Raw genomic sequence first — 25,543 nt, 5'->3', positions numbered from 1 at the left:
CGGTCAGTCCTCGCGGGTCAGCTGCTCGCGCGGGCCCTTTCGTGGTGCTGCGGGGCCCTCGGACGGTCAGTCCTCGCGGGTCAGCTGCTCGCGCAGGGCGCGCAGGGCGCCGGCCAGCAGCCGGGACACGTGCATCTGGGAGATGCCCAGCTCAGCGGCGATCTGCGACTGGGTCAGGTTGCCGTGGAAGCGCATCGCGATGATCTTCTGCTCCCGCTCCGGCAGCTTGGCCAGCAGCGGCCGCAGCGCCTCGCGGTTCTCGACGTTGCACATGTCCGGGTCGTCGCCGCCCAGCAGGTCGCCGAGGCCGTTGGCCGTGCCGTCGCCGCCGTCGCCGACGGGGGCGTCCAGCGACAGCGCCCGGTACGCCTGCCCGCAGTCCAGGCCCTCGATGACCTCCTCCTCGCTCACCGCGAGACGGGTGGCGAGGTCCGCCACGGTCGGCGAGCGGCCAAGGTCCTGGGCGAGGTCGCCGGAGACCTTGCTGATCTCCAGCCGCAGCTCCTGCAGGCGGCGGGGCACCCGCACGTCCCAGCCCTTGTCCCGGAAGTGGCGCTTGAGCTCGCCGACGATCATCGGGATCGCGTAGCTGGTGAACGCGGCGCCGCGCGACGGGTCGAAGCCGTCGACGGACTTGATCAGGCCGAGGTTGGCCACCTGGACGAGGTCCTCGAACTGCTCGCCGCGGTTGCGGAAGCGGCGGGCGAGGTACTCGGCGAGCGGGATGTACAGCTCGATCAGCCGGGCCCGGACCCGCTCCCGGTCGGTGCCGGTGGGGAGGTCGGCCAGCAGCGACAGCAGCGCCTTAGCCTGCGCGTCGGTCTCGCGGGTGCCGCGCCCGTGCGGGGCCTGGGTGCTCTGCTGGTGCGTCTGGGTGTTCTGCACGTCGATGCTCATGGCAGGGTTCAGCCTTTCCATTTGGTACCGCGTGACCGGCGCCACAACGTGTCCCGGCCCGATTGGGGCGCGGGGTTTCGGTGGTTGGCGAGCGGGAAACCCTGCAGTTGGGCAGGGTCGTAGCAGTGCTCGCGGTCCGGTCGAATGACGCCGCGACGCCCGTGTCTTGAGCGCCGGCGCAGACCTCCGGTGTCGCCACGCTCCGGGTGAGCCGCCACTGTCTGGACAGGCCCGGCCGCACAGGGATACACGTCACCCGTGCGGGGTGGGACGCCTTCACCTTACAAGAACTTGCCGCAGGGCAACAGTCAGGGGCCGCGTTCGCACCTCGGCGAGCCGTAGGGTGACCACCATGACGATCGATGCCTCGGTCCCGAACGTCGCAAGGATGTACGACTACTACCTCGGCGGCTACCACAACTTCGCCGCCGACCGGGAGGCCGCGGAGAAGATCCTGGCCATCTTCCCCGACACGCCGGCCGCGGCCCGCACCAACCGGCGGTTCATGCAGCGGGCGGTGCGCCACCTGGGCCGGGAGGCGGGCATCCGGCAGTTCCTGGACATCGGCGCCGGCCTGCCGACGCAGGGCAACGTGCACGAGCACACCCGGGGCCGGGTGGCGTACGTCGACAACGACCCCGTCGCCGTGGCCCAGGCCCGCACGCTGGTCGACGGCGACGAGCGGGTCGCGGTGGCCCTGGCCGACCTGCGCGACCCGGAGGCCCTGCTGGCCGACCCGCACGTGGGCGGCCACCTCGACCTGACCGAGCCGATCGCGATCCTGCTGGTGTCGATGCTGCACTTCCTGCCCGACGACGCCGACCCGTGGGCCCTGGTCGCCCGCCTGCGCGACGCCACCGCTCCCGGCAGCTGCCTGGTCGTCTCACACCTGACCCTCGACGGCGTCGAGCAAGCACCCGCACACCAGGGCCAGCAGGTGTACCGCACCTCGAACGCCCCCATCGTCCCGCGCACCCGCGCCGACGTGCTGCGCTTCTTCGACGGCTACGAACTGCTCGACCCCGGCCTGAGCTGGATCGGCAAGTGGCGCCCGGAGCCCGGCGAGGACCAGGTGTCGCACGGCTACGGCGGCGTGGCCGTGCGCCGCTGACCGCACGGTTTGGGGCAAGCGGCGGACGGGGATGGGGCGGTACTCTGTCCTCGGGCAGCGCGCCTGCCCGAGCCTGACCCGGCCGCCCACGCCGACCGGGACCGAGGCCAAGAGGCTCCGACTCAGCGCACCGATCCGGGCTGCCCAGCCACGCCCGGCGGAGGTAGGTCTTGTCCGATCGGTGCGAGCGTGGGTCGACGCCGGAGGACTCTTATGGCCGAGGTACCGCAGCACCCCGCAACCCCATCCGATCGCCCGTTGCCGCCCGAGCGCGACGGTGCCGTACCGGATGATCGCGACTCCCAGCCCCACGGCTGCCCTGGGGAAGACCACGACGCGCCCTGCCACCGCGGCACTGCGGACGAGGGTGACGCCCCGCCCCACCGCGATCCCGGGGACACCCACAGCTCACCGGAGGACCGCGACTCCCCGCGCCTCCACGATCCCGGGGACGAGCACAGCTCACCGGAGGACCGCGACCCCCCGCGCCTCCACGATCCCGGGGACGAGCACAGCTCGCCGGAGCGCCTCCGCGACCGTCCGACCGACCGCGCCCACAGGGATGCGGCGGGTTCATCGATGGGCGACGCCACCGGCTCGACCCCGACCCGAGCGGCTGGGACACCACCCACGGCATCGCCACCCCAGCCGACGGACTCAATGCACGCGGGCCCGGCCTCGGCGCCCCCAACTGCCCCAGGCTCCCCCACGGCCACGCCCGGCCCGCGGGCGCGCTCCCGATCCACCCGCGACCGCGCCCGCCGGCGAGCCGTACGGGCCCACGCCGCCGAAACCGGCGTCGCCTACTCGGTCGCCGCCCGCCAACTGGCCGCCGCGGGCCTTGCCCCGGGCGAGTCGCTGGCCAACGCGGGCCGCACGGTGTACCCGGTCGCGTTGGCCCGCGGCCGCTGGACCATCGTCGCCCGCGAGGAGCGTCCCGCCGAGGAGAAGCTGACCACCACCCGCACGGCCGCCCGCCTCCCAGCCGGCCGGGCCCGTCACCTGGCCGACCGCTTCCCACCCGCCGACGCCAACGGCGTCCCCTTCTACGCCGGCTCGCTTCGCGCCGAACTCCTGGCCATGGTGTACCTGGTCGCGGCCCACGAGGCCCCCGGCCTGGTCCCGCCCCCGCTGGACCTGGCCTGGACCGCCGAACTGGGCGAGGAAACCGCCCTCGACACCGCCTGCGCCGACCTGGACCGAGCCGCCCGGCTCTTCCTGAACGACCGCCCCGCCGAGCGCTGGCACCGCATCGACGCCGCTCTGGCCGCCGCCCAGCACCACCCGGAGCCGGCCACCCGCTACGCCGCCGACCTCCTGACCCTCGCCCACCGCCGCCTCTGTACCCCGACCGAGGACGCCGCGGGCGAGCCCCAGGTCCCGCCGCCGGCCCCCTGGCAGGGCGTACGCCAGACCCTGGACGCCCTCCTCGTCGTGGCCGACGACGGCCACGCCCCGGGCACCCGAATCCGCCTGCCCGGCAAGGGCGCCCGCCGCGAGGGCACCATCCAGGGCGCCCGTTGGACCGCGTCGGGCTCCCCCACCGCGTACGACATCACCCTCGACGACGACCCGTCACCCCGCACCGTCCTCCCGCCCGAGCTGGTAGTCCTCCCAGCCCAGGAGTCCGACGCCCCCGTCCTGACCTACTGACCCAACCAGCCACCCACCCGAGAAGCAGACCAGCCGGCGCGGGAACAGGCCAGCCGGCGCGGGAACAGGCCAGGCGTAGCGAAGCCGCGCGGGTGGCCCGGCCGCCTGGGGTGGGCGGCCGGGGGGAGGGTGAAGGCGACGGCGCAGGGCTGGGTCGGCGCCGCGGCCACCGCGACAGTAGCGAGGGCGGGGCCGCGGCGGCGGAGGTGCGGCTGTTAGGCGGGTACCGGGCTGGGGAGCTGCGGAGGCGGGGTCGGTGTGGTGCTGGTTTGGGCGAAGGTCAGCCGGTCGTCCTCCGCATCGACCGTCAGGGTGGTGCCCACGGGGAGGGAGTCGGTCAGGAGGCGGGTGGAGAGTTCGGTCTCCAGCTCGCGTTGGATGGCTCGGCGCAGGGGCCGGGCGCCCAGCTTCGGGTCGGTGCCGGTCGTGGCCAAGTGGTGGCGGGCGGCCGCGGTCAGGGTCAGGGTGATGCCGCGGGCCGCGAGGGTGGTGGTCAGGCGTTGCAGGTGGTGGTCGACGATGATCAGCAGGTCCGGCTCGGTCAGCGGGTGGAAGACCACGATCTCGTCGATGCGGTTGAGGAACTCGGGGCGGAAGTGGCGGGACAGGTCCCTTGTGTACGCGGCTGCTGCCGCTCCGTCGGGCCGATAGGTGGGCGCGGACATCGGTGACGCCGAGGTTCCGGGCCCGCCCGGCACGTCCGAGCCAGGCACACCCGGCATGGGAACAGCAGGCACGCCCGGACCAGGAACACCCGGCACGCCGGGGCCGGGAACAGCAGGCACGCCCGGACCAGGAACACCCGGCACGCCGGGGCCGGGGACAGCAGGCGCGCCCCGACCGGGAACAGCAGGCACGCCCGGGGCGGGGACAGGCGGCACGCCCGGAGCGGGGGTGGCCGGATCGAGGGCTGCCGGCGGGCGCGGGGTGGGTGGAGGGGACGAGGGCAGGGTGAAGCCGGCCGCCGTGGTGGCGGTGCCCAGGTTGGTGGTCAGGATCAGGATGGTGTGGCGGAAGTCGGTGCGGCGGCCCTGGGCGTCGGTCAGGTGGCCGTCCTCCATGACCTGCAGCAACGCGTTGAAGACGTCCGGGTGGGCCTTCTCGATCTCGTCGAAGAGGATGACCGAGAAGGGGCGGCGGCGGACCTGCTCGGTCAGCTGGCCGCCGTCGTCGTGGCCCACGTAGCCGGGCGGGGCGCCGACCAGGCGGGCGACCGTGTGGTGGTCGTGGTACTCGGACATGTCGAGCTGGATCAGGGCCTCCTCCGTGCCGAAGAGGTGCTCGGCCAGGGCCTTGGCCAGGGAGGACTTTCCGACGCCGGACGGGCCGGCGAAGATGAACGAGGCGGTGGGGCGCCTCGGGTCGGACAGGCCGGCGCGGGCCCTGCGGATGGACTGGGCGACGGCGGCGACCGCGTGGTGCTGGGCGACGACCCGGCGGTGCAGGGCCTGCTCCATCGTGAGCAGGCGGGTGGTCTCCGATGTGGACACGGCGCCCACCGGGATGCCCGTCCAGGCGGCCAGCACCTCCGCGATCCGCGCGGCGTCGACCACCACCGGCGGGCCCAGGATGCTCGTGCGGGCGCCGGACTCGTCCAGCAGGTCGATGGCCTTGTCCGGAAGGTGGCGGTCGGGGATGTAGCGGTCGGCCAGGGTGACGGCGGCGGTCAGGGCCTCGTCCGTGTAGGTCACGCCGTGGTGGGACTCGTAGCCGGCGCGCAGGCCTCGCAGGATCGCGAGCGACTCGTCGGGGGTGGGGGCCGCCACCGGGACGGGCTGGAAGCGGCGGTCGAGGGCGCCGTCGCGGCTGATGTAGCGGCGGTACTCGTCCGTGGTCGTGGCGCCGATGGTCCGCAGCTCGCCGCGGGCCAGCAGGGGCTTCAGGAGGGACGCGGCGTCGATGGCGCCCTCGGCGGCGCCGGCGCCGACCAGGGTGTGCATCTCGTCGATGAAGAGGATGACGTCGCCGCGGGTGCGGATCTCCTTGATGACCTTGCGCAGGCGCTCCTCGAAGTCGCCGCGGTAGCGGGAGCCGGCGACGAGGGCGCCCAGGTCCAGGGCGTACAGCTGCCGGCCGAGCAGGGACCGGGGCACCTCACCGGCGGCGATGCGCTGGGCCAGGGCCTCCACCACGGCGGTCTTGCCGACGCCCGGGTCGCCGGTCAGGATCGGGTTGTTCTTGCGGCGGCAGGTGAGGATCTGCACGACCCGCTCCAGCTCCCGGTCGCGGCCGATGACGGGGTCCAGGGCGCCCTCGCGGGCCGCGGCCGTCAGGTTGTGGGCGAACTGGTCAAGGGTCGGGGACGCGGGTGGCGGGTCGACGAGGGGGACGTCGGCGAGCTGGGCGCGCACGGCCGTCGGGCTGACGCCCAGGCGGGTCAGGATCTGCACGGCGACGCCCTCGCCCTCGCGGAGCAGGGCCAGCAGGATGTGCTCGGTGCCGATGCACGAGTCGCCCAGGCGCAGCGACTCGCGCAGGGACAGCTCCAGGACCTTCTTGGCCCGCGGGGTGAAGGGGACGTGGCCGGTGGCGGCCTGGGCCCCGAGGCCGACGATCTCCTCGACCTGGCGCTGGACCGCCTCGAGCGTGACGCCCAGGGCGCGCAGGACGCTGGCCGCCAGGCCCTCGCCCTCGTGCAGCAGGCCGAGCAGCAGGTGCTCGGTGCCGATGTAGTGGTGGTTGAGGGTGCGGGCGGCCTCCTGGGCCAGCACGACAACCCTGCGGGAGCGGTCGGTGAAACGCTCGAACATCGCCATCAACGCCCTTCTCATACGCGGAACGGAGAAGGCGCTGAGTCGAAGCCTCTTGGCCGGCAGGAGCGGCTCGGGCGGGCGCGGCCGCCACGAGGTTGAAGATAACGCGCGATGAGGAGAATGCCATTCCGCCGAGAGCGAAGTGCGACCGGGGCGAAGTGAGGTGGTACAAGGGTTTCGTGACGGCAACGACGCTGTTCCAACGCACCACGGGCCCGCTCGGCGCGCCCTTCCTGCTGCTCGGCGGGTCGCTGGGCAGCAACCTGGACATGTGGCGGCCCCAGCTGCCGCGCTTCGGCGACCGCCTCCGGGTGGTGCGTTTCGACCACCGCGGGCACGGCGGGTCGCCGGTGCCGGCCGGGCCGTACCGCATCGAGGACCTCGGCCGCGACGTGATTGCCCTGCTCGACCGCCTGGGCATCGAGCGGACGTCGTACTGCGGCCTCTCCCTCGGCGGCATGGTCGGCATGTGGCTGGCCGCCCACGCCCCCGAGCGCATCGACCGGCTGGTGCTCATCTGCACCGCGGCCCACCTGCCGCCGGCCGACGGGTGGCTGGCCCGGGCCGAGCAGGTGCGGGCCGTCGGCATGGCGCCGGTGGCCGACGCGGTGCTCGGGCGCTGGTTCACGCCGCGCTTCCGGGCCGCGCTACCGGCCCGGGTGGCCCCCTACCGGGCGATGATCGCCGCCTGCCCGGCCGAGGGGTACGCGGGCGGGTGCGAGGCGATCGCCGCCATGGACCTGCGCGAGGACCTGCACCGCATCGGCGCCCCGACGCTCGTCATCGCCGGGGCGGACGACCCCGCCAGCCCGCCGGAGCACGGCGAACGCATCCACGAGGGCATTCGCGACAGCCGTCTGGTGGTGGTACCGAATGCGGCTCATCTTGCCAACGTCGAGCAGCCGGACACGATCGCCCAGCTGATCAGCGATCACGTCACCGACTGATAGACCGCCAGGGTCCGGTCGGCGATCGCCGCCCACGAGAAGTGGTCCACCGCCCGCTGCCGCCCGGCCCGCCCGAAGGCCGCCGCCCGGGCGGGATCCTCCAGCACGGCGATCATGGCGTCGGCGAGGTCGGCCACGAACCGCGACTCGTCCAGCGGCGTGCCGGAACCGTCGGACACCTGCTCGATCGGCACCAGCAGCCCGGTCTCCCGGTCGGCGACCACCTCGGGGATGCCGCCGGTCGCGGTGGCCACCACCGCGGTCTGGCAGGCCATCGCCTCGAGGTTGACGATGCCCATCGGCTCGTAGATCGACGGGCAGACGAAGAGCGTGGCGTGGGTGAGGACCTGGATGACCTCGCGCTTGGGCAGCATCTCCTGGACCCACACGACCCCGGATCGGGTCGCCTTGAGCTCGTCGGCCAGCGCGGTCACCTCGGCCGCGATCTCCGGCGTGTCGGGGGCGCCGGCCAGCAGGACGAGCTGCGTGTCGGGGGGCAGGCGGCGGGCCGCCCGCAGCAGGTACGGCAACCCCTTCTGCCGCGTGATCCGCCCGACGTAGACCACGCTGGGCCGGTCCGCGTCGATGCCGAGCCGCTCCAGCACGTCGGTGCCCTGGTCCGGCGCGTACTGCTCGGTGTCGATGCCATTGTAGACGACGTGCACCTTGTCGGGGTCGACCGCCGGGTACGCGCGCAGCACGTCGGCCTTCATCCCGGCCGACACGGCGATGACCGCGTCGGCGGCCTCGATGGCGGTCCGCTCGCACCACGAGGAGAGCGCGTAGCCGCCGCCGAGCTGCTCGGCCTTCCACGGCCGCAGCGGCTCCAGGCTGTGCGTGGTCACCACGTGCGGCACCCCGTGCAGCAGCTTGGCGACGTGGCCGGCGAGGTTGGCGTACCACGTGTGGCTGTGCACCACGTCGGTGCCCGCACAGCCCGCGGCCATCTCGAGGTCGACGCCCATCGTGCGCAGCGCCGGGTTGGCCCCGGACAGGCCGGCCGGGTCGGGGTAGCCGGTCACCCCCGCCTCGCTGCGCGGCGCCCCGAAACAGTGCACGCGCACGTCGAGAGCTGCGGATCGCAGGTTGCGCAGCTCGCGGGCAAGATACTCCAGATGGACGCCGGCGCCGCCGTAAACGTCCGGCGGGTACTCTCGAGTGAGCAGGTCTACTCGCACGCCCCAAACACTAATTGCTGTTCGTCTGGCGCAACACGCCGGACACGTTTAGCGTCTGCGCCATGGCTGCCAAGAACGTCCTCGCGATCGTCCTCGCCGGAGGCGAGGGCAAGCGGCTCATGCCCTTGACCACCGACCGGGCCAAGCCCGCGGTGCCGTTCGGCGGCATCTACCGCCTGATCGACTTCGTGCTGTCCAACCTCGCCAACGGCGGCTACCTCAAGATGGTCGTGCTGACGCAGTACAAGTCGCACTCGCTGGACCGGCACGTGACGAAGACCTGGCGGATGTCCACGCTCCTGGGCAACTACGTCACGCCGGTGCCCGCCCAGCAGCGCCTCGGCCCGCGCTGGTTCGCCGGCTCCGCCGACGCCATCTACCAGAGCCTGAACCTGATCAACGACGAGCGGCCGGACTACGTCATCGTCTTCGGCGCCGACCACATCTACCGGATGGACCCGGAGCAGATGGTGCGCCAGCACATCGAGTCCGGGGCCGCCGCGACCGTGGCCGGCATCCGCCAGCCACTGTCGACCGCCGACCAGTTCGGGGTGATCGAGGTGGGCGAGAGCGGGGGTCAGATCAGCGCCTTCCGCGAGAAGCCCAAGGACGCCAGGGGCCTGCCGGACTCCCCCGACGAGATCTACGCGTCGATGGGCAACTACGTGTTCACCACCGACGCGCTCATCGACGCCGTCACCCGCGACGCGAAGGACCCGTCCAGCAAGCACGACATGGGCGGCAACATCATCCCGTTCTTCGTCGACAGGAACGAGGCCGCGGTCTACGACTTCAGCCAGAACATCGTGCCGGGCAGCTCGGACCGCGACCGCGGCTACTGGCGCGACGTAGGGACCCTGGACTCGTACTACGAGGCCAACATGGACCTCATCTCGGTCCAGCCGGTCTTCAACCTGTACAACTTCGACTGGCCCATCTACACCGGCAACAGCCCGTGGCCGCCGGCGAAGTTCGTGCACGGCTGGGGCGAGCGGGTCGGCCGGGCGGTCGGCTCGATGATCTCTCCCGGCGCCGTCATCTCCGGCTCCCTGGTCGAGAACTCGGTGGTGTCGCCGAACGTGAAGGTGCACTCCTGGGCCCACGTCGAGGGATCGGTGCTCATGGAGGGCGTCGACATCGGGCGGCACGCCGTGGTGCGCAACGCCATCCTGGACAAGAACGTGGTCGTGCCCGAGGGCGCCGAGATCGGCGTGGACCTCGAGCGCGACCGCAGGCGCTACACGGTGTCGGAGGGCGGCATCGTGGTCATCGGCAAGGGGCAAAAGGTGGAGCCCTGAGACGGCGTCATCGTGCCCGACGGCTTCCGCTGCGGCCCCTGGGAAGATTCGATACGGTGAGGATCATGGGTGAGACCCCCGAGGCCCTGAAGACCGAGATCGCGACCACGGAAGCGACCGAGACGGAGATCGCGTTGTCCGCGGAACCGGTGCAGCCGCAGGAGACCGCCGAGTCACCTGCGGCGGCCTTCCACGCGCCACCGGTCGGCGTCGGGCAGCGCTTCCCGATCGAGAAGGTCACCCCGCAGATCGAGGGCGGCCGCTTCGCCGCCAAGGCCGTCGTCGGCGAGCTGGTGCCGGTCTCGGCCGTCTCCTACCGCGAGGGTCACGCGATGATGGGCACCAACGTGGTGCTCATCGCGCCGGACGGCACCGAGCGGCCGTTCAACCGGCTGCGCCCCGGCCCGCCCGGCTCCGACTCGTGGCTTGGCGAGATGCGACCCGACGCGGTCGGCGCGTGGACCTTCGCCGTCGAGGCGTTCAGCGATCCGTACCTCACCTGGCACAGCGCCGTCTCCAAGAAGATCGCCGCCGGGCAGGGCCTCGAGGATCTTGCCAACGACCTGGCCGAGGGCGCGGCGCTGCTGCGCGAGGCGGCCCCGGGCGTGCCCGCGGACGAGCGCGGCCGGGTCGAGGGTGCCGCCGGCGCGCTCGACGACGCCGGCATCCCGCTGTTCGCCAGGGTCTCGCCGGCGCTGGGCCTCGGCGACATTCTCTGGCGGCACCCGGTGCGCCAGCAGGTCACCCGCGGGCCGGCACTGCCGCTGTGGTGCGACCGGGAGCGGGCGCTGTTCTCGGCCTGGTACGAGTTCTTCCCGCGCTCCGAGGGCGCGGTCGTCGACGAGCGCGGCAAGCCGGTCAAGCACGGCACCTTCGCCTCGGCCACGCCACGCCTGGCCCAGGTGGCGGACATGGGCTTCGACGTGGTGTACCTGCCGCCGATCCACCCGATCGGCCGGGTCAACCGCAAGGGGCCGAACAACACGCTCGTCGCCGGGCCGGACGACGTCGGCTCGCCGTGGGCGATCGGCGCCGCGGAGGGCGGGCACGACGCCGTCCACCCGGACCTGGGCACCGCCGAGGACTTCCGCGCGTTCGTCGCCGAGGCCCGCCGGGTCGGCGTGGAGATCGCGATGGACCTGGCCCTGCAGTGCGCGCCGGACCACCCGTGGGTCACCACGCACCCGGAGTGGTTCACCACCCGCGCCGACGGCAGCATCGCCTACGCCGAGAATCCGCCGAAGAAGTACCAGGACATCTATCCCCTGAACTTCGACAACGACCCCGAGGGCATCCGCGCCGAGGTCCTGCGCGTGGTCCTGCACTGGGTGGCGCAGGACGTCAAGATCTTCCGGGTGGACAACCCGCACACCAAGCCGGTCGGGTTCTGGCACTGGCTGATCGGCGAGGTGAAGGCGGTCGACCCGGACGTGCTGTTCCTGGCCGAGGCGTTCACCAGGCCGGCCATGATGCACGGGCTGGGCAAGATCGGGTTCTCGCAGTCGTACACCTACTTCACCTGGCGCGTCGAGGGCTGGGAGCTTCGGGAGTACGTCGAGCAGCTGATCGCCGCCGCGGACTACATGCGCCCGAACTTCTGGCCCAACACGCCCGACATCCTGCCGGAGCACCTGCAGCACGGCGGCCCGCCGATGTTCAAGATCCGCGCGGTGCTGGCCTCGCTGCTCAGCCCGTCCTGGGGCATGTACGCGGGCTTCGAGCTCTTCGAGCACCTGCCCCGGCCGGGCGCCGAGGAGTACCTGGACAACGAGAAGTTCCAGCTGCGCCCGCGCGACTGGGAGATCGCCGAGCGCAACGGCGAGTCCCTGGCGCCGTACCTGCGCAGGCTCAACGCCGTGCGGCGCGAGCACAAGGCGCTGCAGCGGCTGCGCAACGTCGTGTTCCACGGCATCGACAACCAGCAGGTGCTCTGCTTCTCCAAGCGCGACCCGGAGACAGACGACACCGTCCTGGTCGTGGTATCGCTTGATTCGCACAACGTGCAGTGGGGTAACACGACCCTGGACATGCCCGCGCTGGGCTTCGACTGGCATGAGCGCTTCACGGTGCGCGACGAAGTGACCGGCGCGACGTTCGACTGGGGACAGCACAACGCGGTTCGGCTCGACCCCTACTACGAGCCGGCCCACGTGTTCACGGTGCATCGCCACCGCTAGAAAAGAGCAAGGCAGGTGGATACGACATGACCGACGCAGCCGAGCACGCCGCCGTCGAGCACCCGTCGTCCAGCGACTTCAACCAGGCGCGGGTGCTCCCGGCCGACGAGTCGTGGTTCCAGCGGGCCGTGTTCTACGAGGTCCTGGTGCGGGCCTTCGCGGACTCCAACGCGGACGGGTCGGGGGACCTCAAGGGGCTCATCGGCCAGCTCGACTATCTGCAGTGGCTCGGCGTCGACTGCCTATGGCTGCCGCCCTTCTACGACTCCCCGTTGCGCGACGGGGGGTACGACATCCGGGACTTCTACAAGGTCCTGCCGGACTTCGGCACCGTCGAGGACTTCGTCGAGCTGCTCGACGCGGCCCACAAGCGGGGCATCCGGGTGATCACGGACCTGGTCATGAACCACACGTCGGACTCCCACCAGTGGTTCCAGGAGTCCCGGCGCGACCCCCACGGGCCGTACGGCGACTTCTACGTCTGGTCCGACACAGACAAGGCCTACTCCGACGCCCGGGTCATCTTCGTCGACACCGAGGAGTCCAACTGGACGTTCGACCCGGTGCGGCGGCAGTTCTACTGGCACCGGTTCTTCTCCCACCAGCCGGACCTCAACTACGCCAACCCCGAGGTCCAGCGCGAGATGATCGACGTGCTGCGGTTCTGGCTCGACCTGGGCATCGACGGCTTCCGGCTCGACGCGGTGCCGTACCTCTTCGAGTCCGAGGGCACCAACTGCGAGAACCTGCCGGAGACCCACGAGTTCCTGCGCCGCTGCCGCAAGGTCATCGACGACGAGTTCCCGGGCCGGGTCCTGCTCGCCGAGGCCAACCAGTGGCCGGCCGACGTGGTGGAGTACTTCGGCGAGGGCGACGAGTGCCACATGGCCTTCCACTTCCCGCTGATGCCGCGCATCTTCATGGCCGTGCGCCGGGAGTCGCGCTTCCCGATCTCGGAGATCCTGGCCCACACCCCGCAGATCCCGTCCAACTGCCAGTGGGGCATCTTCCTGCGCAACCACGACGAGCTGACCCTGGAGATGGTCACCGACGAGGAGCGCGACTACATGTACGCGGAGTACGCCAAGGACCCGCGGATGCGCGCGAACGTGGGCATCCGCCGGCGGCTCGCCCCGCTGCTGGAGAACGACCGCAACCAGATCGAGCTGTTCACCGCGCTGCTGCTGTCGCTGCCGGGTTCGCCGGTGCTGTACTACGGCGACGAGATCGGCATGGGCGACAACATCTGGCTCGGCGACCGCGACGGCGTGCGCACCCCGATGCAGTGGACGCCGGACCGCAACGCCGGCTTCTCCCAGGCCAACCCGGGCCGGCTCTACCTGCCGGCGATCCAGGACCACGTTTACGGCTACCAGTCCGTCAACGTGGAGGCGCAGAAGGAGAGCTCCACCTCGGTGCTCAACTGGACGCGCACGATGCTGGCGGTCCGCCGCCGCCACGAGGCGTTCGCCGCCGGCGAGTTCCGCGAGCTGGGCGGCTCCAACCCGTCGATCCTGGCGTTCGTGCGGATGCACGGCGACGACGTCGTGCTGTGCGTGAACAACCTGTCCCGCTTCCCCCAGCCGATCGAGCTCAACCTGCAGCCGTGGGCCGGCTACACGCCGATCGAGCTCACCGGGCACGTGCAGTTCCCCAACATCGGCCAGCTGCCATACCTGCTCACCCTGCCCGGGCACGGCTTCTACTGGTTCCAGCTGAGCGCGCCGGCCGAGCAGAGCTAGAGGAGTGCCATGACGTCGTTGCCGTACACCGAGTGGCTGCCGCACCAGCGGTGGTACGCGGGCCGGACCCGCGAGCTGACCGGGGTCGAGCCCGCCGTCGTCACCCATTTGCCCGACAACCTCGACCACGTGCTGCTCGACGCCCACTACGCCGACGGCGGATCGGAGCGCTACCAGCTCGTCGTCGGCTGGGACCTCGACGTCGCCGCCGAGCTGTCCGCGGCCGCGCTGATCGGTGCCGACGGTGAACGGACCGCCTCGGATGCCCTCTACGACGAGCACTCGTCCCAGCGGCTGCTCGCCCTCATCGACACCGGCGCGGTCGTCGACGGCGTGCGCTTCGTCCCCGAGCCCGGGGTGGCGCTGCCGGTCGACGCACCGGCCCGCATCGGCGGGGCCGAGCAGAGCAACACCAGTGTGGTCTTCGACAGCGCCGCCATCCTCAAGGTCTTCCGCCGGATCAGCGCCGGGATCAACCCCGACCTCGAGCTCAACCGGGTCCTCGCCCGGGCCGGCTGCCCCAACGTCGCCCGGCTGCTCGGCGCGATCGAGAGCGACACGCCGGACGGCGAGCACCTGGCGCTGGCCATGGTGACCGAGTACGCCCAGAACTCCGCCGAGGGCTGGGCGATGGCCACCACCAGCGCGCGCGACCTGTTCGCCGAGCACGACCTCAACCCCGACGAGGTGGGCGGCGACTTCGCCAGCGAGTCGGCCCGGCTGGGCGAGGCGGTGGCGCACGTGCACCGTACCCTGGCCGAGCACCTCGGCACGCAGGCCGCGCCGGCGCCCGCGCCGGCGATGCTGCAGCGCCTCGAGGCCAACGTGCGGATCGTGCCCGAGCTGGCCGACATGGCCGACGACATCGCGGCCATGTTCCGCGCCGTCGGCGAGGAGTCGGTCACCACCCAGCGCATCCACGGCGACCTCCACCTCGGCCAGGTGCTGCGCACCCCGGAGTCGTGGCTGCTCATCGACTTCGAGGGCGAGCCCGGGATGCCGGTCGAGGAGCGCCGCAGGCCGGATTCGGTACTGCGGGACGTCGCCGCCATGCTGCGCTCGTACGAGTACGCCGCCCACCAGCTGCTGCTCGGCGCGGAGGACGACGAGGAGCTCGCCCGGCGGGCGCGGCAATGGGTGGACCGTAACCGGGACGCCTTCTGCGACGGCTATGCTGCCGCCGCCGGTTACGACCCGCGCGACGACCGGGCGCTGCTGCGGGCGTACGAGCTGGACAAGGCGGTCTACGAGGCCGCCTACGAGGCCCGTTACCGGCCGGGCTGGCTGCGGATCCCCCTGCAGTCGATCGAGCGCATGGTGAACGGCTCCGACCTCACGACAAGGTGATCACCCCTATGAATCTCGACGACCTCATCGCCGGGCGCGCCCACGATCCGCACGGCATCCTCGGCGCCCACGCCGGCACCGACACGACCACCGTGCGTGCCCTGCGCCGCGGCGCCTCCGACGTGGCCGTGGTCGTCGACGGCGAACGGCACCCGATGACCCAGATCCACGGCGAGGGCGTCTTCCAGGCCGAGATCCCCGGCGTCGTGAGCGACTACCGTATCGACGCCGACGGCCGGCTGACCGACGACCCGTACCGGCACCTGCCCACCCTCGGCGAGCTCGACCTGCACCTCATCCAGGAGGGCCGGCACGAGCGGCTGTGGAACGTCCTCGGCGCCCAGGTCCGCGAGGGCGGCGTCGCCTTCGCCGTGTGGGCGCCCAGCGCCCGCGGGGTGCGGGTCGTCGGCGACTTCACCGGCTGGGGCCCGCACGACGGCTGGCCGATGCGCTCGCTGGGCGGCAGCGGCGTGTGGGAGCTCTACGTGCCCGGGGCCAAGGCCGGGGACAAGTACAAGTTCCGGCTGCTCACCCCGGACAACGACTGGGTGGAGAAGGCCGACCCGCTGGCCCGGCACACCGAGCAGCCCCCGGCCACGGCCAGCGTCGTCTACGAGTCCGGCTACGACTGGAAGGACGCCGACTGGCTGGCCGCCCGGGCCGAGCGCCACCTGCACCAGAACCCGGTCAGCATCTACGAGGTCCACCTCGGCTCGTGGCGGCCCGGACTGTCCTACGTGGAGCTGGCCGACCAGCTCACCGAGTACGTCACCGAGCTCGGGTTCACGCACGTCGAGTTCCTGCCGGTGATGGAGCACCCGTTCGGCGGGTCGTGGGGGTACCAGGTCACCGGCTACTACGCGCCGACGGCCCGCTTCGGCTCCCCCGACGAGTTCCGCTACCTCGTCGACCGGCTGCACCAGGCCGACATCGGCGTGATCCTGGACTGGGTGCCGGCCCACTTCCCGAAGGACGCCTGGGCCCTGGCCCGCTTCGACGGCACCCCGCTCTACGAGCACGGCGACTGGCGCCGCGGCGAGCACCCCGACTGGGGCACCCTCATCTTCGACTTCGGCCGCAAGGAGGTGCGCAACTTCCTGGTGGCCAACGCCCTGTACTGGTGCGACGAGTTCCACGCCGACGCGCTGCGGGTCGACGCGGTCGCCTCGATGCTGTACCTCGACTACTCCCGCGAGCACGGGCAGTGGGCGCCGAACCAGTACGGCGGCCGGGAGAACCTCGACGCGATCTCCTTCCTGCAGGAGGCCAACGCCACCGTCTACAAGCACCACCCCGGCATCATGATGATCGCCGAGGAGTCGACGGCGTGGCTGGGCGTGACCCGCCCGACGGACTCCGGCGGCCTGGGCTTCGGCTTCAAGTGGAACATGGGCTGGATGCACGACACGCTCACCTACGTGGGCAAGGACCCCATCTACCGGCAGTACCACCACAACCAGATGACGTTCGCCACGGTGTACGCCTGGAGCGAGAACTACGTGCTGCCGATCAGCCACGACGAGGTCGTGCACGGCAAGGGCTCCCTGGTCGGCAAGATGCCCGGCGACCTGTGGAAGAAGGTGGCCAACGCCCGGGCGCTGCTGGCCTACATGTGGTCGTTCCCCGGCAAGCAGCTGCTGTTCATGGGCTGCGAGCTCGGCGACGAGCAGGAGTGGAGCGAGGAGCGCGGCCTGGACTGGGGCCTGCTGCAGGACCCGATGCGGGCCGGCCTGCAGCAGCTCGTCCGCGACCTCAACGCCACCTACCGGGCCCACCCGGCGCTGTGGAGCCAGGACATCACCCCGGACGGCTTCCGCTGGATCAACAACGAGGACTCCGGCGGCAACGCCTTCTCCTACCTGCGCTGGGGCGCCGACGGCTCGGTGATCGCGGTCGTGGTGAACTTCGCCGCGCACCCGCACGAGGGCTACCGGATCGGCCTGCCGTTCACCGGCCGCTGGTCGGAGATCCTCAACACCGACGCCGAGGTCTACGGCGGCTCCGGCGTCGGCAACATGGGCTCCGTCGAGGCGACCGGCGACCCGCACAACGGGCTGCCCGCATCGGCCGTCATCCGCATCCCACCGCTGGGTGCCCTCTGGCTGAAGCTGGGGTAGCCGGTCGTACGCTCCCCTTATGAGCGTGGACTTCCGCGACACCATCAACATCGCCGCTCCGGCCGCGGTGGCCGGGGACGTCATGAAAGCGGTCCAGGACTGGCCGTCCTGGACCGCTTCCGTGTCCAAGGTGGACCGCCCGGCCACCGGCCCCCTGGCCGCCGGCGAGACCGTCGTCGTGACCCAGCCCAAGCTGCGCCCGTCGACCTGGACCGTCACCCGCGTCGACGCGCACGGCTTCGAGTGGGCCTCGGCGTCGAGCCCCGGCATCCGCAACGTCGGCGGCCACTGGGCCATCGACAACGGCGACGGCACCTGCACGGCCGAGCTGACCCTGTCGTTCGCCGGGCCCCTCGCCCGGGTCGTGACGCTGCTCTATTCCGGGCTGATCCGGCGGTACATCAGGATGGAGGCCGAGGGTCTGCGCAAGGCCGCCGAGGAGCGCGCCGGCAGGCAGTAGCCGTCACGGCGCCGGGCGGTGCGGCACGGGCAGGTCGCGCAGAAGGTTGTGGTCGTAGACCAGGATCGTCCAGCGGCCCAGGTCCACCCGCTCCTTCGGCGGGCCGAACCGGATCACCGCACCGCTGACCGTGCCGTAGTGCTCCAGCGACGTGTCGATGATGACGAACCTGGCGTCATGGCGGGCCGCGTCGAACCACTCCGCCCGCGACTCCCAGTGGAAGGCCCGCGGGACCGGGTCGGTCACCGGCGCCACCCGCACCCTGCCGTGGGTGGCCAAGGTGACCGTGTTCGAGGCCCAGTAGGCGCCCACGCCGTAGCGCAGGTCGTGCGCCTCCAGCCAGGCCGCCGCCTCGGCCGCCTCGATCGGGGCCGGCCTGGCCACCGCCGCCTGCGCCCCGAACGCGGCCACCAGCACCGCGGCCAGCGCGCCCGCGGCGATCCGGCCGCGCACCCGGATCCTGGCCAGCCGGTCGCCGAAGACCCGGGCCGCCAGTACCGCGCCGAAGGGCAGCACCGCGACCACCTGGCGGGCGCTGGCCATGTCCCCGGCCTGGGTCGAGGCGACGTACGCGGCCAGGTTCACCGCGATGGCCACGGCCAGCCACTGGGCGACCCGGTCGCCGTGCCCGCGCCGGCTCAGCAGCCGCGCGACCGACACCACCGTGGCGAGCAGCGCGGCCGCCATGAGCAGCAGCTTCACGACGCCGGCGGTCTGGTACAGCAGGGTCAGCGCCGGATGGTGGCCGGTCAGGTGCGGGAAGTACGCCCCGTAGTCCAGGGCCGTCGTGCGGACCATCAGCATGACGTGGTCCGGCACCGCGTCCCAGGTGGTGAACTCGGCGATCGGCGTGTGCACGCGGTAGCCGCCGGCCAGGCCGATGAGGCGCACGGCGGCGTGGGACAGGGCCACCGAGGCGGCCGCGGCGACGAGGAGACGGGCGTCGGGGCCCTTCTCCGCGCGGGTCCAGATGGCCCGCAGCAGCCGCAGGGCGCTCACGGTGGCCAGCGGGAGGGCCCCGATGTACATGGCCAGGGGGTCGCCGACCTGGGCCAGCGTCAGCACGACGGTGACCGCCACCGGCCACCAGCGCCCCAGCCGCACCCGGTGCCCGAACAGCAGGGCCGCGAGCAGCAGGGGCACCGCAGTGCCGGTGTGGTCGGGCACGTTGAGCACGGTCGCGAAGCCCGACCCGGGCGAGGGCACGAGCAGTACCGCCACCACCACCCCGACCCGGGCCCACGCCGCGCGGCCGGTGGCCCCTTCGCGGGCGACCAGCGCGGCGAAGACGATGAGCAGCACGTAGGTGATGGCCGCGGCCACGTGGACCACGTTCTGGTCGAGCCCGTAGACCAGCTCGATCAGCGCGTACTGCACCAGCTCCGTCGGGTAGAACGAGACGTCGCTGAGCGTCCAGCCGGCCAGCCCGAGGTTGCCGTGCAGCAGGTCCCAGGCCTGCAGCGCGTTGGCCGCCCCGTCGGCGTTGGTGCCGTTGGTGCGGGCCATGCGCAGGTACCCCACCAGCAGTACCGCGATGCCGCAGATCAGCAGGCCGGCGGCCGCGAACCGGCGGCGGGCGGGCAGCCGCTCGCCGGCGGCCCGCTGCCTGGGTATGACCGGGGCGACGGTGGGCCCGGCGCTCGTCGTCGTGGGCGTGGGACTCACCCGCGCCATTCTGGGGCACGAAGGCTGTCGGCCATCAGTCAGGTCTGATCACTGACACTCGACCCGGCCCGACAACCTTGCCGAGGCATTACACTCCGTAGTGACATGATTGCCTTGCGTCTTGCCGGGGTGGTCGCCGCCGGAGCGGTCGGCGTCTCGGCGCTGCTGATGTCTTCGGGGGCCCGGGTGCTGCCCGCGGCCGCCCCGTCGCCCTCGATGGCGCCGCCGCCCGCCTATCCGTCCCCGGTGGTCACCGGCCCGGGCTCGCAGGCAGTCAACTGCGCCGCCATCCCCAACGCCACCACCGGCCAGCCGCTCAGCGACTCCCCCGGCGACCTGGTCCCGGCCGGCGTGGTCGCCGTCACGCGCTGCGACACCCCGCTCACCACGCCCCCGCCGACCGTGGCCCCGCCGGAGGTGCTCACGGAGCACGTGGACAGCTTCGTGCGGCTGCTCAACACCTTGCCGGCCGTCCCCGCCGGCCAGGCGTGCTTCCACATCGCCTTCCCGACCCAGCTGAGCTTCGTGTTCTCCTTCGACCCGTCGCTGCGGCGCCCGCCCCAGGTGCTGGTCGTCGACCGCGGATGCGCCGCCCTGGTCACCACGACCGCGGACGGCATCACCACCCGGGCCCGCTCCTACGCCCAGCTGGACCCCATGCCGATCTTCGACAAGCTCTGGGCGGCTCAGCCCCCGCCCTGACCGTCCTCGAGGTTCATCGCCTCCGGGATGTACTCCCCCGCCGCCTCGCTGTGCTCCGGCGCCGGCCGGTCCGCCCCGGGGGCGTGCGAGTGCACGCGGCCGCCCGACGGCCCGCGGCGCGAGATGACCGGGAACGCGACCAGCCGCACCGGTTCCGGCGGCGGGCTCATCCGGCCCGCGCCCCAGCGCACCCACAGCGCCACCCGCCCGGCCGCCGCCTCCGCGACGAGCTTGTCCAGCGTCCGCCGCCGGTCGGCGTGGTCCACCTCGACCACCACCGGGGCGGCGCCGGGCCGGGCGATGCCGACGTCGACGACCGAGAACTGCCGGTCGTACGGCGGCGGCAGCGGCACGACACTGGCCGCCCGTCGATAGGCCCGCCACCCCTGCTCCCGCGCCCACCCGGCGACCGCCTCGATCAGCAGCTCGGTGACCTCGTCCGTGCCCCGGTCGGCGAACGACAGCCGGTCGAGGTGCGCGCCCAACGCCGCCGCGAGGTCCATGCGAAGACCCTAGACTGCGCGAAATGAGCGTCATGCGCCTGCGCCGGGCCTACGAGCGGCAGCGCGCCCTGGCCGGCGGGGACTGGCACGCCCGGGTGTCGGTCGGGGGCAGCGTCGTGGTCGAGGACGACGACGAGCGGGTCATCAAGGGGTACAGCGTCCAGAAGCTCGCCGTCGCGGTGGCCCTGCTCGACAAGTCCGACCGCGGCGGGCTCGACCTGGCCGACCGGGTCCGCCTCGGCCCGGGCGACGTGCTGGGCGGCAGCGGCCTGTACCACCTCCAGCCCGTCTGGGGCGACGAGCTCACCGTGGCCGGCGTCCTCACCGCCCTGCTGCTCGTCTCGGACAACACCGCGGTACGCCTGTGCGGCCGCCTGGTCCCGCCGGCCGAGATCAACGAGATCCTGGCCGCCAAGGGCTTCGTCCACACCCGGGTCGAGCCGGTCGGCCCCTCGCGGTTCTTCCTCGGCGACACGACCGCCCGCGAGACCCACGACCTCCTCGCCCGCCTGGTCACCGGCGCCCTGCTCGCCCCGGCCAGCACCTCCTTCCTCCTGGGCGTGCTGCGCGGCGCCGCCGGCTACCACGACGGCGTGCGCCATAACATGTCCTCGGCCGAACGCGCCCGCGTGGCCACCAAGCACGGCGCCGACCGGGACGACCGCGGCGCGGCCCGCCACGAGGCCGGCATCGTGTTCACTCCCGGCGGCCACCCCGGCGCCGTCTATGCCCTCTTCGCCGACGGTCTGAGCGACGAGGACGACTACGGCCCCACTCACCCCGCCGCGGCCGCCCATGCCAGGCTTGGGCAGATCATGCTGGAATGTTGTTAGGTTCGATGCATGATGCAGCGGTACCGCGAGCAGACGCGCTTCAGCGACCCCGGCGAGTTCGGTGATCTCCTGGACGACCTGCCCGAGGACCTGCCGGCCCTGATGGCGGCCGTGCGCAACCTCGTCGTGCACTACCGCTGCGCCGGCCTCACCTTCACCGGGGACCGCCTGGCCGAGATCGACTCCCGCTGGGTGACCCGCATCCTGCAGCTCGACCAGTCCCGCTTCCCCGGCCCGCTGACGGCCCCCCGCCCCCAGGCCGAGCGCGTGGTCGGCTGCTGCCGCGACTACGCCATCCTGACCGTGTCGACCCTGCGCCGCCGCGGGGTGCCGGCCCGCACGAGGGTCGGCTTCGCCCCCTACTTCGCCGAGGACTGGAACTACGACCACGTCGTGGCCGAGTACTGGAACGGCACCCGCTGGGTGATGGCCGACGCCGAACTGGACCCCGCCGACGTCCCCTTTGACCCGGCCGACGTCCCCCAGTTCATCACCGCCGCCCAGGCCTGGACCGCCCACCGCCGCGGCCTCATCGACGCCGACCGCTACGGCGTGGACCCGCACCTGCCGTTCCGGGGGCACCAGTACCTCCTGGACGCCGTACTCCTGGAGGTCGCCCACCGCAACGGCGACGAGGTCCTGCTGTGGGACCAGTGGGGCGCCATCACCGACCGCACCGCCGACAGCCTGGCCGAACTCCTCTTGTCCGCCGACCGCGGCGACGCCGGCGCCGAGCGCGCCCTGACCGAGCGCTACCGCACCGACCCCAACCTGCAGCTGGACGGCCGGGTGCACTGCATGTCCCCGAGCGGCTTCGACGGCTGGGTCAAGGTCTGACCCCTTCCCGCGCCGACGCTCGCGGCCGATGTCATGCGGGCCACTCGGGATCACAAGGCCAGGGCAGCCGGCAGGGCCGCGGATCGGCTGCGAGCTTGGCGTGCGCCCTTGTCCGCGGCCGTGCCTCCCGTGCTGTCACGCCCAACGGCAGCCGGGGGTCCGCCACCGGCAGGCGTTGCCGGACCAGGGTCCGGGTGCCTTACCCGGCGCGGCCCGCAGTGCGACCGCCGGCTCGGCGGCGCTGGCCGCGGCGGGGGTGGCCGTTGCTGCCGCCATACAAGCGACGGCCACGATCCCGCCGAGAACGACTCGTCCTAGCTTGTTCATGCGTCTCCCTTCAACGTGCGTGTGGCGATGATGATCCACTCGAACCGGGAGCGGGCACGGTGCGGACGCTGTGCATTTCGGTGGTACGGCTCGGTTCACGTGTCCGAGGTTGCGACTCCGACGGTGATGGGCCGGATCTGCGGGTCGGTGATGCGTACTCGTCCGGCGGCCCCGGCGCCGCCGCCAGCACGCGATCTTGCGGTAGTCATTGACCCGAGGGCGGCATGGCCATGGTCACCGTCCGGTCGAAAGGTTGCTGATCCGGGATGCGGCCGAGTGCCCGCGCGGGCGTCCCGGCAGACTATGGGGGACGTTTCGCGGCTAAGGGGTGCGTGTTGACGACGGAACCGCTCGGCGAACCGGATCCGCAGCAGCGGTTCACCTGCGTGGTCGATCCGGTCGACTCCACCGACATGGTCGCGGTGGCGAAGGGGTTCTCCTGGACGGATCTGCCGGTCAACGGGCTGCGGCATCCGCGCACGGCGGCGCTGTCGGGCTGGTATGTGTGGTCGTCGGAGACGTTCCCGGAGGCCGATGACGCGTTCGAGGTCCACCACGTCTGGCATCTCACGCGGCAGCGCCCGGAGATCATGGCCTACCTCGCGCTGCCCGCCGGATGGCGTTTCCTGCTTGCTCCCGGCTATGCGGATGTGTGGCCGGACGACGGGTTACTCGACGTGTGACCAAGCCCGTGCAACCGGGGTTCGTCGAAGGCAGGTGTCATTCGGGCGCCGCGGCGGGCAGCGGCAGTGGCCGGACGGGTACGGGTGCGGAGACCACGATGGAGGTCGTGGTCTGCCCAAAGAGTAGGAACTGGTCGAGGACGGCTTGCCATTCACGGTCCGCGCTGCACTTTGGAACATACTCGGGTGAAGGAATCGGCAGGTCCGTCCGGCTCGGTGGCCCGGCTGGCGGCTCCGGCATGCATCGCGGTGGGCGCCCTCTTCCATTACCTCGGCCCGGCGTTCGCCGTGCTGCTGTTCGCGCGGATGCTGAGCATCCTGCCGGCCTCCGCCACCGTCATCGGCCTGGTCGTCCTCGCCCAGCTGCCGACGGTCCACGACCTGTTCGGCGTGGCGCTCGTGGCCGTCGCGGTCGCGATCCACCAGCAGCCGTCGTTGCACACCGATCGAGAGGAACCAAAATGCAGTACGTCCGGCTCGGCTCGTCCGGTCTGAAGGTGTCCCGGATCGGCCTGGGCATGATGAGCTACGGCGATCCCGCCGCGGAGGCCTGGTTTCTGTCCGAGGACGAGGCCGAGCCGATCGTCCGGCAGGCCGTGGACGGTGGTGTGACCTTCTTCGACACCGCCGACATGTACTCCGGCGGCGTGAGCGAGGAGGTCACCGGGCGGTTGCTCGGCAAGCTCTTCGCCCGGCGCGGTGACTACGTGCTCGCGACCAAGCTCTTCTACCCGATGGGGCCGGGCCCGAACGACCGCGGCCTGTCCCGCAAGCACATCATGGACTCCGTCGACGCCTCGCTGCGGCGGCTGGGCACCGACTACATCGACCTGTACCAGATCCACCGGTGGGACCCCGAGACACCGATCGAGGAGACCATGGCGGCGCTGCACGACGTCGTCCGGGCCGGCAAGGTGCGCTACCTCGGCGCATCGCTGATGCACGCGTGGCAGTTCGCGAAGGCCCAGTACACCGCAGAGGCGGGCCGATGGACCCGGTTCGTGTCGATGCAGACCCGCTACAACCTCGCCTACCGCGAGGAGGAGCGGGAGATGCTCCCGTGCTACACGGATCAGGGCGTCGGCGTCCTGCCGTACAGTCCGCTGGCCCGGGGGCTGCTCGCCGGCGGCCGACGCGACTCACCTCGCGCGATCGCCGAGCGGGCCGACGGGTCGCAGCGCACCGACGACAACGACGCCGACGTCGTCGACGCGCTGCGCGTGGTCGCCGCCGAGCACAACCGGCCACCCGCCCAGATCGCACTGGCCTGGCTGCTGGGCAAGGCACCGGTGAGCGCGCCCATCGTCGGCGTGACCAAGCCCCAGCAGCTCGACGACGCCCTCGCCGCCGTGGATCTGGCCCTCGGCGACGGGGACGTGGCCAAGCTGGAAGCCCCGTACCGCCCCCGCGCGCCCTACGGCTACCGCTGACGCCGAGCGCTCCAACGTCCGCACCCGCCGATGACCAGGTGCAGGAGCTTGGCTTGGGCCGGTTCACGTGTCCGGCGTTGCGACCGCGATGGTGATGGGCCGGATCTGCGGGTCGGTGATGCGGAGGTAGTCCTCGGTCCGCAGGGCCATCGAACGGTCCAGCCGGGCCGCGTTGAAGAAGATCTCGGCGTTGCGCAGCAGTCCCGGGTCGACCACGAGTTCGAGGTCGGGATGGAAGCTGAACGGCAGGATCGTGCCGCTGACGCTGCCGGCCAGGGCTTCGGCCTTCGGTGTGGAGGCGAACGACACGTACGTGCCCTGGACCGCGCTCTTCAATGCCTCGAGGTCGATCCGGGCGTCGCCGGGGACCACGGCCAGGAAGTATCTGCTCGTGCGCTTGCCGATCTTGACCATGACCACCATGCACTTGGCGGCGGACGCGACCGGGTGCCCGCGGTAGCCGCTGACGATCTCGGTGCGTCCCTCGGGGGCGTGGTCGATCATCCGATACTGCGCGCCCGCGGTGTCGAGCATCGACACCAGCCGCGCATAGGCGTCCTGCTGTTCCATCTGGCTCACCAATCTTCCGAGAGCATCTGTTTGACCTCGGCGATGCGCTGTTCGTCGCGGCGGTAGAAGGTCCACTGCTTGATGCGCCTGGCGCTGAGCAACCCGGTCGCGGTGAGGATTTTGAGGTGGTCGCTGGCCGTGGGCTGGCTGACGCCGAGCTTGTCGGCGATGAAGACCGAGCAGACGCCGTCGGTCACCAGGTCGCCGTCGCGCTGCGGCGGGAAGTGGCGGACCGGGTCGGCCAGCCAGGTGAGAATGGCGACCCGCTTGTCGTTGCTCAGGGCCTTGAGGACCTCGACATCAAGCACTTAGG

The 25,543-nt window shown here is 71.9% G+C and carries 21 protein-coding genes and 1 pseudogene; 15 read left to right on the top strand and 7 right to left on the bottom strand.

The features are described from left to right. Positions 1-66: 66 nt before the first annotated feature. Entirely contained in the window at positions 67-897 is an 831-nt protein-coding gene (locus tag ABD352_RS46895) for an RNA polymerase sigma factor SigF (RefSeq protein WP_344619120.1), read from the bottom strand. Between the two features lie 352 nt (positions 898-1,249). Between ABD352_RS46895 and ABD352_RS46890 the strand changes: the two genes are divergently transcribed. Then, positions 1,250-2,008: an SAM-dependent methyltransferase gene (locus tag ABD352_RS46890; RefSeq protein WP_344619119.1), complete on the top strand. Its 759-nt coding sequence runs from the start codon at positions 1,250-1,252 to the stop codon at positions 2,006-2,008. 660 nt (positions 2,009-2,668) lie between these two features. Then, entirely contained in the window at positions 2,669-3,661 is a 993-nt protein-coding gene (locus tag ABD352_RS46885; protein WP_344619118.1) for a hypothetical protein, read from the top strand. Positions 3,662-3,975: 314 nt separating this feature from the next. Here the strand turns inward: ABD352_RS46885 and ABD352_RS46880 are convergent. Further along, positions 3,976-6,411 (bottom strand): annotated as a pseudogene (locus ABD352_RS46880) (ATP-dependent Clp protease ATP-binding subunit); the annotation flags it as partial. A gap of 182 nt (positions 6,412-6,593) precedes the next feature. Between ABD352_RS46880 and pcaD the strand changes: the two are divergent. After that, positions 6,594-7,361, top strand: a complete 768-nt coding sequence (pcaD, locus tag ABD352_RS46875) for a 3-oxoadipate enol-lactonase (protein WP_344619117.1) — start codon at positions 6,594-6,596, stop codon at positions 7,359-7,361. Here the strand turns inward: pcaD and glgA are convergent. Then, positions 7,346-8,539, bottom strand: a complete 1,194-nt coding sequence (gene glgA, locus ABD352_RS46870) for a glycogen synthase (RefSeq protein ID WP_344619116.1) — start codon at positions 8,537-8,539, stop codon at positions 7,346-7,348. The genes pcaD and glgA overlap by 16 nt on opposite strands. Before the next feature lie 62 nt (positions 8,540-8,601). On the opposite strand from glgA, the gene glgC reads away from it, so the two are divergent. The 6 genes from glgC (at position 8,602) to ABD352_RS46840 (ending at position 17,680) form a co-directional block, all read left to right on the top strand. Continuing rightward, positions 8,602-9,837, top strand: a complete 1,236-nt coding sequence (gene glgC, locus ABD352_RS46865; protein ID WP_344619115.1) for a glucose-1-phosphate adenylyltransferase — start codon at positions 8,602-8,604, stop codon at positions 9,835-9,837. Between the two features lie 65 nt (positions 9,838-9,902). Next, positions 9,903-12,014: an alpha-1,4-glucan--maltose-1-phosphate maltosyltransferase gene (locus ABD352_RS46860; protein WP_344619114.1), complete on the top strand. Its 2,112-nt coding sequence runs from the start codon at positions 9,903-9,905 to the stop codon at positions 12,012-12,014. Positions 12,015-12,040: 26 nt separating this feature from the next. Next, a complete protein-coding gene (gene treS, locus ABD352_RS46855; protein ID WP_344619113.1) occupies positions 12,041-13,756 on the top strand; it encodes a maltose alpha-D-glucosyltransferase in 1,716 nt (571 codons plus the stop codon). 9 nt (positions 13,757-13,765) lie between these two features. After that, the gene (locus tag ABD352_RS46850) at positions 13,766-15,103 is read left to right on the top strand and encodes a maltokinase N-terminal cap-like domain-containing protein (protein ID WP_344619112.1); all 1,338 of its coding nucleotides are present in this window, start codon (positions 13,766-13,768) and stop codon (positions 15,101-15,103) included. Between the two features lie 8 nt (positions 15,104-15,111). Continuing rightward, positions 15,112-17,220, top strand: coding sequence for a 1,4-alpha-glucan branching protein GlgB (glgB, locus tag ABD352_RS46845; RefSeq protein WP_344619111.1), 2,109 nt, complete (start codon positions 15,112-15,114; stop codon positions 17,218-17,220). Between the two features lie 19 nt (positions 17,221-17,239). Further along, a complete protein-coding gene (locus ABD352_RS46840; protein WP_344619110.1) occupies positions 17,240-17,680 on the top strand; it encodes an SRPBCC family protein in 441 nt (146 codons plus the stop codon). Positions 17,681-17,683: 3 nt separating this feature from the next. Here ABD352_RS46840 and ABD352_RS46835 read toward each other — a convergent pair whose 3' ends face one another. Continuing rightward, positions 17,684-19,345, bottom strand: a complete 1,662-nt coding sequence (locus tag ABD352_RS46835; protein ID WP_344619109.1) for a hypothetical protein — start codon at positions 19,343-19,345, stop codon at positions 17,684-17,686. A 105-nt stretch (positions 19,346-19,450) separates the two neighbouring features. On the opposite strand from ABD352_RS46835, the gene ABD352_RS46830 reads away from it, so the two are divergent. Further along, positions 19,451-20,047 carry a hypothetical protein gene (locus ABD352_RS46830; protein WP_344619108.1) on the top strand — a complete coding sequence of 199 codons (597 nt, stop codon included), beginning with the start codon at positions 19,451-19,453 and terminating at the stop codon, positions 20,045-20,047. Here ABD352_RS46830 and ABD352_RS46825 read toward each other — a convergent pair. Beyond that, entirely contained in the window at positions 20,032-20,550 is a 519-nt protein-coding gene (locus ABD352_RS46825; RefSeq protein ID WP_344619107.1) for a hypothetical protein, read from the bottom strand. The genes ABD352_RS46830 and ABD352_RS46825 overlap by 16 nt on opposite strands. 23 nt (positions 20,551-20,573) lie before the next feature. Here ABD352_RS46825 and ABD352_RS46820 point away from each other — a divergent pair, with 23 nt between their 5' ends. From ABD352_RS46820 to ABD352_RS46800, 5 genes are all read left to right on the top strand, one after another. Beyond that, a complete protein-coding gene (locus tag ABD352_RS46820) occupies positions 20,574-21,383 on the top strand; it encodes a serine hydrolase (protein ID WP_344619106.1) in 810 nt (269 codons plus the stop codon). A gap of 9 nt (positions 21,384-21,392) precedes the next feature. Beyond that, positions 21,393-22,220 carry a transglutaminase-like domain-containing protein gene (locus tag ABD352_RS46815; protein ID WP_344619105.1) on the top strand — a complete coding sequence of 276 codons (828 nt, stop codon included), beginning with the start codon at positions 21,393-21,395 and terminating at the stop codon, positions 22,218-22,220. A gap of 713 nt (positions 22,221-22,933) precedes the next feature. Further along, the gene (locus ABD352_RS46810; protein ID WP_344619104.1) at positions 22,934-23,230 is read left to right on the top strand and encodes an immunity protein Imm33 domain-containing protein; all 297 of its coding nucleotides are present in this window, start codon (positions 22,934-22,936) and stop codon (positions 23,228-23,230) included. 186 nt (positions 23,231-23,416) lie between these two features. After that, positions 23,417-23,725 carry a hypothetical protein gene (locus tag ABD352_RS46805; RefSeq protein WP_344619103.1) on the top strand — a complete coding sequence of 103 codons (309 nt, stop codon included), beginning with the start codon at positions 23,417-23,419 and terminating at the stop codon, positions 23,723-23,725. A 23-nt stretch (positions 23,726-23,748) separates the two neighbouring features. After that, positions 23,749-24,660, top strand: coding sequence for an aldo/keto reductase (locus ABD352_RS46800; RefSeq protein ID WP_425553932.1), 912 nt, complete (start codon positions 23,749-23,751; stop codon positions 24,658-24,660). Positions 24,661-24,723: 63 nt separating this feature from the next. Here ABD352_RS46800 and ABD352_RS46795 read toward each other — a convergent pair whose 3' ends face one another. Beyond that, a complete protein-coding gene (locus ABD352_RS46795) occupies positions 24,724-25,230 on the bottom strand; it encodes a YbaK/EbsC family protein (protein WP_344619101.1) in 507 nt (168 codons plus the stop codon). Between the two features lie 5 nt (positions 25,231-25,235). Continuing rightward, positions 25,236-25,538, bottom strand: coding sequence for an ArsR/SmtB family transcription factor (locus ABD352_RS46790; protein ID WP_344619100.1), 303 nt, complete (start codon positions 25,536-25,538; stop codon positions 25,236-25,238). Positions 25,539-25,543: the final 5 nt, after the last annotated feature.

Source organism: Dactylosporangium salmoneum (assembly GCF_039532525.1).
GTDB classification, from domain to species: domain Bacteria; phylum Actinomycetota; class Actinomycetes; order Mycobacteriales; family Micromonosporaceae; genus Dactylosporangium; species Dactylosporangium salmoneum.
The sequence above is the reverse complement of the archived record's forward strand: the minus strand, read 5'-3'. Positions and strand labels throughout refer to the sequence as shown.